At 30.7% G+C, this 14,064-nt stretch carries 18 protein-coding genes, 1 tRNA gene and 1 other RNA gene; 11 read left to right on the top strand and 9 right to left on the bottom strand.

Annotated elements, in window-relative coordinates; all coding sequences use genetic code 11:
- Positions 1-62 precede the first annotated feature (62 nt).
- Positions 63-527 carry a hypothetical protein gene (locus CA_RS00675; RefSeq protein WP_010963451.1) on the bottom strand — a complete coding sequence of 155 codons (465 nt, stop codon included), beginning with the start codon at positions 525-527 and terminating at the stop codon, positions 63-65.
- 605 nt (positions 528-1,132) lie between these two features.
- On the opposite strand from CA_RS00675, the gene CA_RS00680 reads away from it, so the two are divergent.
- The 7 genes from CA_RS00680 (at position 1,133) to CA_RS00710 (ending at position 4,977) form a co-directional block, all read left to right on the top strand.
- Positions 1,133-1,222 (top strand) — tRNA-Ser (locus CA_RS00680).
- Positions 1,223-1,233: 11 nt separating this feature from the next.
- Positions 1,234-1,499, top strand: an RNA gene (gene ffs / locus CA_RS00685) — signal recognition particle sRNA large type.
- A gap of 122 nt (positions 1,500-1,621) precedes the next feature.
- The gene (dnaX, locus tag CA_RS00690; protein ID WP_010963452.1) at positions 1,622-3,250 is read left to right on the top strand and encodes a DNA polymerase III subunit gamma/tau; all 1,629 of its coding nucleotides are present in this window, start codon (positions 1,622-1,624) and stop codon (positions 3,248-3,250) included.
- Between the two features lie 98 nt (positions 3,251-3,348).
- Entirely contained in the window at positions 3,349-3,687 is a 339-nt protein-coding gene (locus CA_RS00695) for a YbaB/EbfC family nucleoid-associated protein (protein ID WP_010963453.1), read from the top strand.
- 92 nt (positions 3,688-3,779) lie between these two features.
- Positions 3,780-4,376: a recombination mediator RecR gene (recR, locus tag CA_RS00700; RefSeq protein WP_010963454.1), complete on the top strand. Its 597-nt coding sequence runs from the start codon at positions 3,780-3,782 to the stop codon at positions 4,374-4,376.
- Positions 4,377-4,436: 60 nt separating this feature from the next.
- The gene (locus CA_RS00705; protein WP_010963455.1) at positions 4,437-4,697 is read left to right on the top strand and encodes a YaaL family protein; all 261 of its coding nucleotides are present in this window, start codon (positions 4,437-4,439) and stop codon (positions 4,695-4,697) included.
- A 25-nt stretch (positions 4,698-4,722) separates the two neighbouring features.
- The gene (locus CA_RS00710; RefSeq protein ID WP_014518810.1) at positions 4,723-4,977 is read left to right on the top strand and encodes a pro-sigmaK processing inhibitor BofA family protein; all 255 of its coding nucleotides are present in this window, start codon (positions 4,723-4,725) and stop codon (positions 4,975-4,977) included.
- A gap of 49 nt (positions 4,978-5,026) precedes the next feature.
- Here CA_RS00710 and ytaF read toward each other — a convergent pair whose 3' ends face one another.
- The 8 genes from ytaF to CA_RS00750 form a co-directional block, all read right to left on the bottom strand.
- The gene (ytaF, locus tag CA_RS00715; RefSeq protein ID WP_010963457.1) at positions 5,027-5,629 is read right to left on the bottom strand and encodes a sporulation membrane protein YtaF; all 603 of its coding nucleotides are present in this window, start codon (positions 5,627-5,629) and stop codon (positions 5,027-5,029) included.
- A 121-nt stretch (positions 5,630-5,750) separates the two neighbouring features.
- Positions 5,751-5,873: a hypothetical protein gene (locus tag CA_RS20310; protein ID WP_275541675.1), complete on the bottom strand. Its 123-nt coding sequence runs from the start codon at positions 5,871-5,873 to the stop codon at positions 5,751-5,753.
- A gap of 46 nt (positions 5,874-5,919) precedes the next feature.
- On the bottom strand, positions 5,920-6,066 hold the full coding sequence (locus CA_RS00720) for a hypothetical protein (protein ID WP_158306554.1): 147 nt from the start codon (positions 6,064-6,066) through the stop codon (positions 5,920-5,922).
- 151 nt (positions 6,067-6,217) lie between these two features.
- On the bottom strand, positions 6,218-6,616 hold the full coding sequence (locus tag CA_RS00725; protein WP_010963458.1) for a hypothetical protein: 399 nt from the start codon (positions 6,614-6,616) through the stop codon (positions 6,218-6,220).
- A 297-nt stretch (positions 6,617-6,913) separates the two neighbouring features.
- Positions 6,914-7,420, bottom strand: coding sequence for a hypothetical protein (locus CA_RS00730; protein ID WP_010963459.1), 507 nt, complete (start codon positions 7,418-7,420; stop codon positions 6,914-6,916).
- A gap of 82 nt (positions 7,421-7,502) precedes the next feature.
- A complete protein-coding gene (locus CA_RS00735; protein ID WP_010963460.1) occupies positions 7,503-7,754 on the bottom strand; it encodes a hypothetical protein in 252 nt (83 codons plus the stop codon).
- Positions 7,755-8,117: 363 nt separating this feature from the next.
- Complete coding sequence (locus tag CA_RS00740; RefSeq protein WP_014518812.1) at positions 8,118-8,612, bottom strand: hypothetical protein; 495 nt, start codon at positions 8,610-8,612, stop codon at positions 8,118-8,120.
- A gap of 122 nt (positions 8,613-8,734) precedes the next feature.
- Positions 8,735-9,382 carry a hypothetical protein gene (locus CA_RS00750; RefSeq protein ID WP_013913503.1) on the bottom strand — a complete coding sequence of 216 codons (648 nt, stop codon included), beginning with the start codon at positions 9,380-9,382 and terminating at the stop codon, positions 8,735-8,737.
- Positions 9,383-9,792: 410 nt separating this feature from the next.
- Between CA_RS00750 and CA_RS00755 the strand changes: the two genes are divergently transcribed.
- From CA_RS00755 to CA_RS00770, 4 genes are read left to right on the top strand one after another with little or no spacing between them, the layout of a single operon-like run.
- Positions 9,793-10,731, top strand: a complete 939-nt coding sequence (locus CA_RS00755; protein ID WP_010963464.1) for an ABC transporter ATP-binding protein — start codon at positions 9,793-9,795, stop codon at positions 10,729-10,731.
- Positions 10,712-11,926: an ABC transporter permease gene (locus CA_RS00760; RefSeq protein WP_010963465.1), complete on the top strand. Its 1,215-nt coding sequence runs from the start codon at positions 10,712-10,714 to the stop codon at positions 11,924-11,926. Before CA_RS00755 ends, CA_RS00760 begins: the two co-directional genes overlap by 20 nt.
- Before the next feature lie 23 nt (positions 11,927-11,949).
- Positions 11,950-13,167 carry an ABC transporter permease gene (locus CA_RS00765; RefSeq protein ID WP_010963466.1) on the top strand — a complete coding sequence of 406 codons (1,218 nt, stop codon included), beginning with the start codon at positions 11,950-11,952 and terminating at the stop codon, positions 13,165-13,167.
- A gap of 28 nt (positions 13,168-13,195) precedes the next feature.
- The gene (locus CA_RS00770; RefSeq protein WP_010963467.1) at positions 13,196-14,035 is read left to right on the top strand and encodes an efflux RND transporter periplasmic adaptor subunit; all 840 of its coding nucleotides are present in this window, start codon (positions 13,196-13,198) and stop codon (positions 14,033-14,035) included.
- Positions 14,036-14,064: the final 29 nt, after the last annotated feature.

Genomic DNA, 14,064 nt, shown 5'->3' on the forward strand with positions numbered 1-14,064 from the left:
AGTTTGTGCTAGAGTCCCTTTTTAGTATTTACATATTAAAACTATATTTAGAGCCTCTTATTTTAATAAATGCCTTTAATTACAAAAAACGAGCCGCGAACTGTTCCAGCTAATTTAGATTTTTGTCTAGCAAATTTGAAGTTGCCTTCTAACTCTTTTGGTATTTCCATGCCCTCAGATAGTTTAAAACCAACAGCTCGTTTTTTAGGATTATCAACTGTATACATAACGTTCACCACGAGACCATTTTCGTAAAAGATGTAGGCAAATTTGATATTTTCTATTTGAAAATGCGACGTCTCTAGGGGTTTAGCTGAAAATTCAATATTACGTTCTTTTTTTAAAATTTGATTTACATAATTAATAGTATCATTGCTTTCGGTGACAGGTACAACTGTAAACTTATGTTTGTATTTATTCATAAAATAACGGGCTTCATTAGCACGTAAACCAGCAAGTGAATTTACCACAGGTGAGGAATCTAAACCCACGGTAGAAATATTTTTAAAATCAACTATATATGACATTTTCAGCCTCCTTTTATAATTTTATTTATTGATAAATCAATAGTAGTGTTCTCATATTAATAAATAGTAACCTAAATAAGCAATAAGTATAATTTATAATAATTCCCAATATTTTAAGTGGATTAATTAAAAGAGCAGTATTTTTATTGGGATTAATAGCAATAAATAACAGCAAAAAATGTCTAAAATAGTTGTATAGAGTCATATGCTGAAATGAATATTCTAAAGTATTTCAAAAAAATGTAATAAAAACAACAAAAAAAAGAACAAAAATTAAAAAAATGTTGAATATTATATTAAAACATGTTATTATAAATATGTAAGGTATAGTAAGGGATATATGAAATTTATGGTCAAAATTAGGGTGTTTTTATAGAGAGATGGTATTGAGATATATGGGGAAAAGTATTTATATAGAATTTAAGTTTTATCACTACTATACCTTTCCTGTATGTAAAAACGTTGAATAACATGTAAAATTTCTTTAAGATTGAAAAAGTATCTTAATTTTTTTTTCTCTAAAGTAGTTGAAATTGTTCATAACTAATAGTATAATATGATTGCTGTGTTAGACTAATAACACACAAATTAATTATAAATAATATGGAGAGATGTCCGAGTGGTTTAAGGAGCACGCCTGGAACGCGTGTGTAGGGGAAACTCTACCGAGGGTTCGAATCCCTCTTTCTCCGCCATTTAATCTTTGCTGTGCTAGACGGGGAGTTAGCGGTGCCTTGTACCTGCAATCCGCTGTAGCAGGGTTGAATTCCTTGTTTGAGGCTATAATTTGTGGGGTTTGCCTCATCTTGGTCAATGTTGAGAATTGGGTCCCACGCAACGGAAATTCATGAACTCCGTCAGGTCCGGAAGGAAGCAGCGGTAAGTGAAATCTTCCGTGTGCCGTGGATAAATCTGATTTGAGTTGACCAGGTGAGTAACACTCATAGATTATTGTCGATTCAAGGTGCACAGCTTTAAAAATTATAAAGAATTTACAAAGATGCTTTGCTAGGCATCTTTTTTTGTAGTAAGATATAGTTATGTAAAACTAAGTCTAATGGGGATTTTAAAATCTATATAAAGAAGGTGTTTTTTTGGCATATACTGCATTGTACAGGGAATGGAGACCTAAGACATTTGGTGAGGTTGTTGGTCAGGAACATGTCACAACGACCCTTAAGAATCAAGTAAAAAACAATAGAATAGCACATGCATATCTCATGTGTGGTACAAGAGGAACGGGAAAGACTACCACAGCTAAGATTCTGTCAAAGGCAGTAAATTGTCTCAATCCTCAAGATGGTGAACCATGTAATGAGTGTGAGATGTGCAAAAAAATAAATGCTGGAATTGCAATAGATGTTACAGAACTCGATGCGGCTTCAAATAACAGTGTAGATGATATAAGGAATATTATTGATGACGTGCAATATCCTCCACATGAGTCGAAATTTAAAGTCTACATAATAGATGAGGTACACATGCTTTCTCAAGGAGCTGTTAATGCTTTTCTTAAAACCCTTGAAGAGCCCCCTCAAAATGTGGTTTTTATACTGGCAACCACAGATCCGCAAAAGCTTCCAGTAACTATACTTTCTAGATGTCAAAGATTTGATTTTAAAAGAATAAAAAGAGAAAGTATGATAGGAAGGTTACGGGAAATTGTAAATGAAAAAGGTGTTTTTGCAGATGATAGAAGTCTAGGTGTCATAGCAAGAATGTCAGATGGTGCTTTAAGAGATGCTGTTAGTATATTAGACCAAGCTATAGCAGAAGGAAATGGTAAAGTAGATTATGAAAAGGTTCTTCAAATGCTTGGCATTGTAACTAATGAGTATATATTTGACCTAATGGACCATGTTATTAATAAGGATATAGAAGGTTCTATAAAAATAGTAGATAAAATTATTCTTCAGGGAAAAGAAATTACAGTATTCATGAAAGATTTCATAGCACATGTTAGAAATCTTATGGTAGTGAAGGTAAGTAAAAAGCCAGAAGAAGTTATAGATATGTCTGAAGAAAACTTAAAAACCCTTAAAGAGCAGTCTTCTAAGATCAGAATAGAAGAAACTATGAGGGATATAAATATACTTCAGGAGGCCGAAGAAAAAGCTAGGAAAAGCATGAATTCAAGAATTTACATGGAAATGGCTATAATTAAAATGTGCAAAATAGAATACGATACTTCAAGTGAAATATTACTGGCAAGGATAAATAAGCTAGAAACAATTATTAGAGAAGGAAAGATATCGGTTCAAAAGGTAGAAGCGAAACAAAAGCCTTCAAGTAGTCAGAAGGTTCCAAGGCTTACTGTAAATAAAGCAGAGGAACATGACGAGGCGAAACCTGAAGAGGAATTTTCAAGTGATTTAAATATAAGTCTTGATGATGTTAGAAAGATATGGCGAGATGTAATAGAAATGTTTAAATCAAGAAGAAATATGGTCATGGGAGTTCATTTAAGTAATGGAGTTCCGTTCTCCTGTAAAGACGGAGTTATTGAGGTAAGATTCACAAAAGAGTATAATTTCAGTAAGCAGCACCTTGAAAAACCACAAAATAATAAAAAAGTCGAAGAGGTTCTACAAGATATGCTTCATGGAAGAGTTAGAGTTATATATTCTCTTGAAAAGGGTGATGGTACAACTAATCAAGGTAGCACAGAGGATATACTAAAGAAAACTTTTGGTGAAGAAGAGCTTCATATTATTGATGAATGATTTAGGAAATGATAAAATATTATGTACGGAGTTGAAACGTTAGAAATTAAAACTCTATAAAAAGAAAAATAATTTGATTCATATAGGAGGTTTTTATTATGGCAAAAGGTGGATTCCCAGGAATGGGCGGAGGAAATATGAATAACCTTATAAAGCAAGCTCAAAAATTCCAAAAGCAAATGGAAGATATGCAAAAAGAAATTGAAAACAAAGAATTTACAGCAACAGTTGGAGGCGGTGCGGTAAGCGCAACTGTTTCAGGCAAAAAAGAAATAACTGAAATAAAGATAAAACCAGAAGTTGTAGATCCAGATGATGTTGAAATGCTTCAAGATTTAATTTTAAGTGCATGTAATGAAGCTCTTAAAAAGGCTGAGGAAGAGACATCAGGAGAAATGAAGAAGTTAACAGGTGGATTAAATATACCTGGCTTATAAAATTAAAATTATATATCAAGATATGAAGTGTATTTGGGCTTTTTTATTCATAAAGCCCTTATATGATTTTATAATAGACGAGGTGAATACACATGGAATTCTATCCTGTGGCAATTGAGAAATTAATAGAAGAATTTGCAAAACTGCCAGGTGTCGGATATAAAACAGCACAAAGGCTTACAATGCATGTTTTAAATCTACCAAAGGAAGAGGTTGAAGGTTTTGCAGATGCACTAAAAAAGGCAAGAGGAACTATAAAATACTGTTCTGTTTGTGGTAATTATACAGATACTGATCCGTGTGCAATTTGTTCTAATCCTAACAGAGATAAGAGTCTTGTTTGTGTTGTTGAAGAGCCAAAGGATATAATATCTATGGAAAAGGTAAGAGAATTCAATGGTGTTTACCATGTTCTTCATGGAGTAATATCTCCAATGCTTGGAAAAGGTCCAGATTCTATAAAACTTAGAGAACTTGTTAGTAGGATGAATGGAAAAGTTAAGGAAGTTATTGTTGCAACCAATCCTAATGTAGATGGAGAGGCTACAGCTATGTATATATCAAAAATCTTAAAACCGCTTGGAGTTAAAGTTACTAGAATAGCTCATGGTATTCCGGTTGGAGGAGACCTTGAGTATGCAGATGAGGTGACTCTAGCTAAAGCGCTTGAAGGAAGAAGAGAAATATAGGAATATAATTCCCAATTTATGGCTATAATTTAATGAGACATAAATTGGGAGGTTTTTTATATGAAAAAGAATATGTCAGATAAAGGCAGCGGCTTCCAAGTTGATGTACAAAGTCTCATTCTTGAAATAGAGCAGGCAAGGAGAGAAATGCAGAATTGCATGAATTATTTTCAAAATGTAGGTAATGAACCTAACTTAATAGATTATGCTATATACAAAGAGGCTGCTGCGAGAGCTAAGTATATGTATCTTTTGACAAAGGCTAGAAAATTAAACGTAAAGGTCAATAGATATGATTTTAATAAAAAAATGAGCTCTTAGTAAATTTATGAGGGGTGGGGGTATTTTGGATTATATAGGATACTTTCTTGTGGCCATAATTGTAATATTTGTTGTAGTTAAACTTCTAGAATGGCCAATTAAGATGCTTGTAAAGTTAATTATAAATGGCGTAATAGGAGCAATAATGCTATTTGCGTTAAATATTTTTGGAAAATACATAGGAATAAGTATTGGTATAAATATAGTTACTGCGCTTATAGCCGGGATTTTCGGAATTCCAGGAGTTATATTCTTGGTTATATTAAAGTTCATTATGTAAGGAATAAAAAAGCCAAATGGGTACATTGTACCTATTTGGCTTTGTCTTTTTAAAGAAATAGCTGATACATAGCCAGGAGAATAATTACTATTCCAGAGATAAGTTCGCCGTAATCTCCAAATAATTTATAAAAATATTTGCTTCCAACGGTGTAACCGAGAGGAATAGAGATTATGCTAAAAACGAATATGGATATTGCAGCTTCATACATATTAATACCTAACATGCTTGCACCTGCTCCAATACCTATGTTGTTTAGTGATAGTGCAAGACCCAAAGTTATAGATTCTTTTATGTCAATTTGTCCTGAATTGTCCACATCAGCTTTTTCAGGATTATCTAAAATACTCTTTTGATCACCAGGGTTTCCTTTCTTGATTTTAATTCTTTTTACGAAAAAGCTTATTATATAGTATAAACCCATTATCGATAGAATTAAGCTTCCAAATATATTTGAAATGGATTTTGGTAGAAAGTAGTACAGAAACTTCCCCAGAACCATAGAAATCAATGTTAAAAGAAAAGACATAAAAGCTATTACAAAGTTAATTAAAAATGTTATTTTTACTTTTCGTATTCCATACGCAACACCAACAATAAAGTTATCAATGTTGATTATAATTGCGAATAATACTATTTCAAGAATATTCATAACCACCTCATAAGATAGTGCTTCGTAATATTATACTCAATATGCTTATAAGGTGTTACCTGTAAGAGGTATAAAGCTTAAGTCTATTTAATGAGGGGAGTATATTTCAATGAATTAATAGTTATTTTAGCTCATTAATAATTTTTGTAATACCAGTAGTCACTATTTTTCCTATTTCATTAGCATATGATGAATTAGGATCTTTTTGAGCATCAAGCTTTTTCTTAAAATTGCCTTTAATCATTATTCTTATGCCTATAACTTTTTCTTCAGTTTCAGAATTAACTAATTCATCCTGAATAATTGGGCATTTTCTTCATAATTGTGTCAAGTATTTTTTTTATATCGCCATCTATAACAATAGTAACGCCTATTACTTCTTCATTTGTATTCGAATCAATAAAAATCTCCTCTAATAATTGTAAAGCCTTTTTCATAAATTATTTCCTCCAATATATCATGTTAGTAGGTATTATTTTCTTCAAGATCTTCTGTTAATATATCAAATCTTATTAGATCATTTTTAGTAAGATTTATTTCATATACTGTTTTTATAGTAATTTATTTTATCAGAAGTATTTTACTTATCTATATTATTGATAAATTCCAATGCTTTTCACAAAGTATGTTTATTCTTAATACTTCAGACCACATACCTTCTGGTTTTCCCATACCCTCCCATTCGAAATAACTCTTTAAATCAGCCTTATTGGATATTAATGAATTTTTAAGCTTACTAAGTATTTTAGCTTTATTAATTCTAAATGGTGCTGAGCCAAATGATTCCTCTATTAATTGAGAATAGATAGTTGATAATGCACAGTATATATCAACTATACCTCCATCCATCATTTTTAACAGCGTTTCTTCTAATAATTTATCAATTTTAACACTCGGATTTTCTTTATATATTTCATATATTCCTTTTGCTAAAATGCTTCCGACATCTGTTGGAACATGTGCACCAACCCATTGGTGTAACTCCACTTTATATGATCCTGTTCCTTCTAATAAATAAATAAATTCATTATTATTTACTGCATTTATTGTTTTCGTTTTAATATCTATATCTAATTACTCCTTACTTTAAGAATGTAATATTTACAAAATCATTATTATTAATTATCGATTATACTATTTCACCATCGATAATTCTCTTAGTCTTTCATACATTAAACACAGGTGATAAAGATTATATTGGTAATAAACTTGTATCTTTTAATTAAGCTGTATATCATTTACTACCCAGGAAGTACAAAATATGGTCTACACTTAATGTTTTTTTTAGGTATCCTTTTTTAATGCAATTGGGATACATCTTGATTTTGTTTGACCAATAGTTTTTAAATATTCGTTTCCGGAGCCGTCTATATACTCAGTGTGCCACCCATGACTATCTTGAAAAATACAAATAGAATTATATTTTTTACTAGTATAACTTATATACGATTTGTCAATTCCTATTTTATTTAACGCTAATTCTAAATCTTCTTCGTTTGATACATCTCTTTTGGCTGATAAAATATATTTATCTAAATAATACGACTCTAATCTATTTAACAAAAAATGTAGACATGCTTCCTCTTCATTATTATATTCACCTAACAGTTTTATCTCTTTTCTTCTCTCATTATTTATGTGGTAAAAAAACCACTTACCATTACCTTTTTCTATTTTATAGTAATCATCTTCTGGATAGGACATTTTTTCTTTTAATTCATCTTTAGTAACAATTAATTCCTTATTGTAGTCTTCGTCTTTTAATATTTTTACAACATCATAAATATTCATTTTTCCCACTGTATTTTAGCTACTTCGCTCACGATTATCACAGAACACTATATGAACTCTATATTTAAATTAATTCATTTTACTAAGATTCAAATGTTGTTTTATTAGGAAAGTTGCCCTCTTCTTTGATGAAACATCTAGCTAATCGTTGGGCTGCCCTATTAAAATAAAATTGTGGTGATTGTAATGAATCTTGAACAGATTCCAGTTCGTTAAACATCTTTGTTTTCTTAGTAAGCTCTATCTTTCCCATCACTTTCTCATTAGGACCAAATTTATATACTACTCTAGCATCATCTTCAAAGTCTTTAATTAGTAACAGAAATGACGCCATTTTACTACCTCCTTTGATTTAAACAACTCATGATTTTATAAGTGAATATCATTTTGCTCATAGCTTCCATTACTTAGCCTATTCCAAGATTGTACTATATCATAGTATGGATTAAACTGACTTACATCATCTTACAAAATAAGTTCTTTATTAAATACATGGTATTTTATTCCTTAAACTTGTTATTCTGACATATTACAAGTTCCAGTGGATATAGGCACGCACCCGTATCACATAGATATATCTTCGATATTTTCAATAACCTCATTTATTCTATTTATGCTAGCGGTGCCCCTAGGTTCTGGTTCCAGAATTTACTTAAGTATTATATAATTTTTACACAATGAATTAATATAAGAATAATTATTTGATTTTTGTTTTTTCTTCAGTAATTACTATATCTTTTTTTAATACCTTACCTTGATGATAGTATTTATCACAACGTTCTAATCCTAATTTTTTTGCAATCTCTAAGCTGCTTGTACCAACTATATAACAATCTTCTAATTCATTTTCTACATTAACTTCCAAGTTTTCTATTTTGCCCAATGTATGAATTTTATAAAGTTCTTCAATTTGTTTTTTATCAACATTTTTGCTATATACTCCACTATTATATTCATCTATAAATGATGAATCTATCTTAGTTTTGTCTTCCGTAATTATTAAAGTGTTGCCATCTAGATCACTATTTATTTCATATTCAATATTATTATATATGCAATAATATCCATTTCTTATCATTAATCTATTGTTCTCCAATCTTTTTATAACTTTATGTAATTCACTACCTTTAACGGGTGTTACTCTATTATTTAATATCCACTGTTGCCTTTGTTTTAAATTTAATATATCCATATGTATTAGCACTTTTTGGATAGGGCCTATTTTTATCTGCAGTAACATAATCTAGTCTTGATGATTCAACAACATCATTATAATTTTTGATGTGTGACACATTACCATACTTTGCTACGTAATTACCAATTTGACAAATAACCTTCAATATCACTTTTAGGAATAGTTTTTTGAATAAATGTATTCTTGTCAATTTTAGGTATTGCATCTCTAATGGCTTTCATTGTTTCTATTTGTTTTGGTGACAATTCACTAGGATTAGTTAAACGCAATTTATTAAATTCATCAATATTTAATCCGTTTTTATTAATTATATTGGATGTTACTTTAAGATTATTATTAACAGCTTTACTCGAACAATTACTCTTTCCTATATTAACAACTACAGGCCTCTCTTCGCTATTTTCCATAACTTCATTTATTCTATCCATGCTAGCGAGACCTCTAGCTCCTGTTTCAAGCTCATTTTGAAGTTCAGCTACAGCATTTTGGTTACTAAAAGCCATTTCTGTTAACTGTGCATCAATTACTTCTTCACCTTGAGTTCTAACTCTAGGCTTTTTTCCGGTAACCCAGTACTCTATTTTATCAAAGATATCTTCCTTTGCAGGCTTATTCCACCAAGCATTTTTTTCTATTTTTTCCTCGTTATCTAGTTCCTTTAAAAGATTGTCAGCTTCCTTTAAAGTTTTATCAGTTTCTTTTAATGTTTCATCTATATTCTCGTCATCATTACCTCTATATAATATACTAGCACAAGTTAATCCCATTGCACTTGCTAAATTTTTATCAGCATTTGCAAGGGTAATTCTCGCTTTATGGAGCTTATTGGATAATTTATATAGATAATTTTGTAATAATATGGATTGTTGGTTGTATATTTGTAATTAGAATAATTTTTTAAGAAGTAGAGGGAAAGAAATATCAGTTGTTGGTTCAACAATTTTTATAGCCATTGAAACATCACTTATATCCGTAAAAATTATTCATTAAAAAATTTTAACTAAGATGCTATTGTAATAATAAAGCTATTGTTATATTATATATATAACAATAGCTTTATTTATTGAAATTAAGGAAAAATTAAGAAATAAGTAAATATTACTTTATCTTTATGGTTTATTATATATTTTGGTTGATGAAGTGATATTTCATGTATAAGAAATAAGGAGGTTAAAGCATGGGAGTAGTCCTTGAGGTTAAAGACGTAAAGAAGCACATTGGGAAGAGAGAAATAATAAAGGGAATTAGCTTCTCTGTAGAAGAAGGGCAAATTTTTGGATTCCTTGGACCTAATGGCGCTGGTAAAACTACCACTATAAGAATGTTGGTGGGACTTATAAAGCCTAATTCTGGTAGTATAAAAATAATGGGACATGATATTCAAAAAGAAAAAGAGAAAGCTCTTAGTAATGTGGGATGTATAGTTGAAAATCCTGATATGTATGGTTTTTTAACTGGAAGAGAAAATCTTATTCAATACGCAAAAATGTATGGAAGTGTTAGCAAGGAAAGAATAGATGAGGTAGCAGAGATAATAGGTCTTAAAGATAGAATTAATGATAAGGTAAAAAAATACTCACTTGGAATGAAACAGAGACTTGGGTTAGGTCAAGCACTTTTAGTAAGACCTAAGCTTCTGATTCTAGATGAGCCTACAAATGGACTTGATCCTGTTGGAATAATGGATTTTAGAAGAATAGTAAGGCTTATGGCTGAGGAAAATAAGTCTGCAGTTTTTATTTCCTCACATATACTTGCAGAAATACAGCAGGTATGTGATACTGTTGCATTTATAAATGGAGGAGAAATAAAGTCTGTTGAGAGTACAAAGGAAAGCGAAGGCAAGGGAACTAAGGAGAACTTTGGAATAGCAACTAGTAATATTAATTTAGCTATGGAAACATTGTCAAAGCTGCCATTTGTATATGAGGTTAAAAATAATGAGGACAAGATTTCAGCAGCTATACAATACGGTACGTCTCCGAAGGTAATAGCAGAGCTTATGAAAAATAGCGTTGAAGTTATTGAATTTTATAAAGAGCACAAGACCCTTGAAGATAGATTTATGCAGATAGTAGAAGGGGAGGAGGAGAAAGATGTGGCCTCTAATAAGTAATGAGCTTTATAAAATAATAAAAAAGAAAAAGTTTTGGATAACCTTTATAGTCTTTTTTGCTTTATTCTTAGCTTATTCTATTGTCCAATATTCAAGTGAAAAGAAGTACTATGAACCAAAACAGAGAATAGCAATGGATAAACTAGAAATAAAAACTGAAAAAAAGCAATTAAATAGCCCAGGGATTAATGCCGAGCAGAAGAAAAAGATAAAACAATACATTAAGCAAGATGAGAAAGATATAAAGGATAAAAAAAAGGAAGATGCAAGCAAAGACTTAGATTGGCATTTAAGGCTTAATAAAGAACTGATACAAAAAAAATATGAATATATAAAAGATAAAGGCAAAGGGAAGAATGAAGATACTGAAGATGCAAGTATAAGTGTCATGAAGGATGAATATTACAGAGATAATAATTTAAATCCATATGATAAAACTGGAGATCTTGCAATGGATTCTTTTCTTAGTTCAAAGGCATTTATGCAGATTTTAGTGGTATTTATTATAATTGCAGTGGCAACGTCAGATATAGTAAGTTCGGAATATTCTCCTGCTACTATAAAAATGCTTTTAGCAAAACCTGCGTCTAGGGCAAAAATACTTTTTTCTAAATTTATTGCAATATTAGTTGGAAATATATTTATCATAGGAATCCCTCAAGTAATAACATATTTAATTTTATCGTTTATGAATGGTTTCCCAAATTTATCGCAACCAATTGCTGTAGGTAGAATGTACCAATATGATTCTTCTGTTATTCTTTCCAATCATAATGTTGGTGTTTCACCAATACTTGGATCATCTTATCTTATAACAGAGGGTAAGTATCTATTGTATCTTGCATTATTGGATTTACTATTTATATTAGGCTGCGTTTCTATATGTTTTTTAATTTCTGTACTAATAAAGAACTCAGCTATAACAATAGGAATAAATGTAGGGTTAGGAGTTGTTATGTCAATAATAGGTTTAATGACACTAGAAGGAGCTATACCTAAGGCATTGTCAGCTATAACACCATTTCTTATAATGACCTATTCGTCTACGGATGTACTTTTAATGGGTGATATGGCTAAAAGGGCAAACAATCCTGGGATAACTGTGGGCATGGGCATAGTGGTGTTTATTGTTTATACGGTAGTATGCATGGGAATTTCAACCTTTGTGTTTTCTAAAAAAGATATGCTTGCTTAAATTTTAAGAGAGGAGGGGATAATTTGTATAGACTTATAACAAATGAGCTCCAAAAAATATTTAAAAGACGAAAAGTTTTAGTTGTGAGTATAGTGTTTATAGCTATAATATTATTTTTTTCACTGGTTCAGTATAAAGAATCTCATAAGACACCAGTTCAAACTATAGTACAAAATGAAAAGTATATATCTGTATATAAAGAGGAAATGGCATACTTAGATGCAGATACACAAAAAAGAGTTAAGGAGAATATTGCTCAATACAAAAATGAGATACAAGAAGCTTATCGAGCAGAAGATTTGGATAAGCTTAATTGGAAGGATAGAATAAAATATCAGATAAGTGACGATGAAAAGAAGAAAAAGCTGCCAGATATAGTTTCAGATGATACCAAAATAGAGCAAGTGAATGCACAAATACTATCTAAAAAATATGCACTTAAAAATAGTGTGCCTGATGCAGCAGATGATTATAATGAAAAGGCTTTAGATGTATTCATAAAAATGGTATCATACGTTTCTCTTATAATTCTACCTGTTATAATATGTGTAATAGTTCTTGATGTTGTTTCGGGAGAATGCAGTCCACCTACTATGAAGATGCTCTTGACCAAGCCTTTTTCTAGAGGGAAGATATTATTTTCTAAATTTATGGCGGCATCTATTGCGAGTATAATAGCCATAGTTTTTTCTGAATTAATATCGCTTATAATACTTGGAATTGTAATAGGTTTTGGAAGCATTAATGCACCTGTAAGTCTTGGTACTAAATATCAATTTAATGCAGATAAAGTGCTTGCGGGGAATTGGCATGATGTAAAGGCTATTATTGGAAGCACTTATGTAGAACCTCAGTGGAAGGTCATGCTTGAGATGTTTGGGCTTGAAATACTTTTTATATTGGCATTTACAAGTATATGTATTCTTATATCGGTATTAGTTAATAGCAATACGGTATCTATGACCTCAGGAATAATTATTGCAGTTATTATGAGTTTTATAGTGCTTAAGATAATGGCTGGAGATGGTAGTAGTGCCGGTGATGTACCATTTAGAAAAATAGCACCTTATTTAATAAATACTTATAGTTCTCCGGGATTTCTCTTAAGTGGAGATATGACATCACAAATAAGGAATCCTGATATTTCAGTGGGACTTGGAGTATTAGTTAATGTGATTACTGGAGCTGTGTGTTATATAATTGCTCATATTAGGTTTACAAGAAAAGATATGTTAGTATAAATAAAATTGGAAGAGAGGAATTTTAGTTATGAATAAGAGTAAATTGGCTATTGCAGCCGTTCTTGTATGTGCTACATCATTATCAGTAGGATGTGGGGGGAGTAGTGCATCAACTAATGGTAAGGCAAATGGTAAGAAGGATGCTAATGCAATACAGGTAACTGGAACCGTAAAATCTAAAAATATAGAAAGTATATCACTTGGATTGCCGGAAACAGTTTCTATAGGAGTAACAGGTGTTGATGTTAAATTAGGACAAGAAGTTAGAAAGAATGATAAATTAGTAGATTTAGATTTGAGTGATTACAATTCAAATATAGATAAAATACAGAATGAAATTGATGCTGAAAATATAAAAAAGGATAAAATGACAGATCAAGATCAAAAGGATATGGAACAGAAGACGATTGATGGATATAATGATGAGATTACTTCTATAAAAAGCAAATTAAATAAAACTTATGTTAATGGAAGCTCGATAATATGTGATATGGATGATGCGGCAGTTACTAGCATTGGATACTCAAAGGGAGATATACTAAATTCACAAGAGAAAATTGTTACTCTGGAAGATTTAAAGAATCTTCAGGTTATGGCAAAAGTACCTCAAGAGAGTATAAATGATATAAAGGAAGGTCAAAATGTAACTATATCTACACAGTCATATTCAGGTAAAAGTTATAAGGGAAAGGTAACTTATGTAGGTAAAAGCGTAGTTACAAGTACTAATGGAGCTTCGTCTTCTATAAGTTCAAATTCGAATTCAGATGATGATGATTCTTACATTCCGGTTGAGATTTCTGTTGATGATAATGATGGAAAATTGTTGCCAGAATCATCAGTTGATTTAAGTATAAGTAGAAAATAAATAAAAACAAACTGTTTTAAAATTAAATT

Source organism: Clostridium acetobutylicum ATCC 824 (genome assembly GCF_000008765.1).
Lineage (GTDB): Bacteria > Bacillota > Clostridia > Clostridiales > Clostridiaceae > Clostridium_S > Clostridium_S acetobutylicum.

Bases quoted from the DNA above. Each gene is read 5' to 3' on its own strand.
- CA_RS00750 (WP_013913503.1), bottom strand. From the start codon at position 9,382: ATGGGATTAACTTGTGCTAGTATATTATATAGAGGTAATGATGACGAG.
- CA_RS00735 (WP_010963460.1), bottom strand. From the start codon at position 7,754: ATGGCGTCATTTCTGTTACTAATTAAAGACTTTGAAGATGATGCTAGA.
- recR (WP_010963454.1), top strand. From the start codon at position 3,780: ATGGAATTCTATCCTGTGGCAATTGAGAAATTAATAGAAGAATTTGCA.
- CA_RS00695 (WP_010963453.1), top strand. From the start codon at position 3,349: ATGGCAAAAGGTGGATTCCCAGGAATGGGCGGAGGAAATATGAATAAC.
- CA_RS00705 (WP_010963455.1), top strand. From the start codon at position 4,437: ATGAAAAAGAATATGTCAGATAAAGGCAGCGGCTTCCAAGTTGATGTA.
- CA_RS00755 (WP_010963464.1), top strand. From the start codon at position 9,793: ATGGGAGTAGTCCTTGAGGTTAAAGACGTAAAGAAGCACATTGGGAAG.
- CA_RS00770 (WP_010963467.1), top strand. From the start codon at position 13,196: ATGAATAAGAGTAAATTGGCTATTGCAGCCGTTCTTGTATGTGCTACA.
- CA_RS00720 (WP_158306554.1), bottom strand. From the start codon at position 6,066: ATGAAAAAGGCTTTACAATTATTAGAGGAGATTTTTATTGATTCGAAT.
- CA_RS00760 (WP_010963465.1), top strand. From the start codon at position 10,712: ATGTGGCCTCTAATAAGTAATGAGCTTTATAAAATAATAAAAAAGAAA.
- CA_RS00730 (WP_010963459.1), bottom strand. From the start codon at position 7,420: ATGAATATTTATGATGTTGTAAAAATATTAAAAGACGAAGACTACAAT.
- ytaF (WP_010963457.1), bottom strand. From the start codon at position 5,629: ATGAATATTCTTGAAATAGTATTATTCGCAATTATAATCAACATTGAT.
- CA_RS00740 (WP_014518812.1), bottom strand. From the start codon at position 8,612: ATGGATATATTAAATTTAAAACAAAGGCAACAGTGGATATTAAATAAT.
- CA_RS00675 (WP_010963451.1), bottom strand. From the start codon at position 527: ATGTCATATATAGTTGATTTTAAAAATATTTCTACCGTGGGTTTAGAT.
- CA_RS20310 (WP_275541675.1), bottom strand. From the start codon at position 5,873: ATGATTAAAGGCAATTTTAAGAAAAAGCTTGATGCTCAAAAAGATCCT.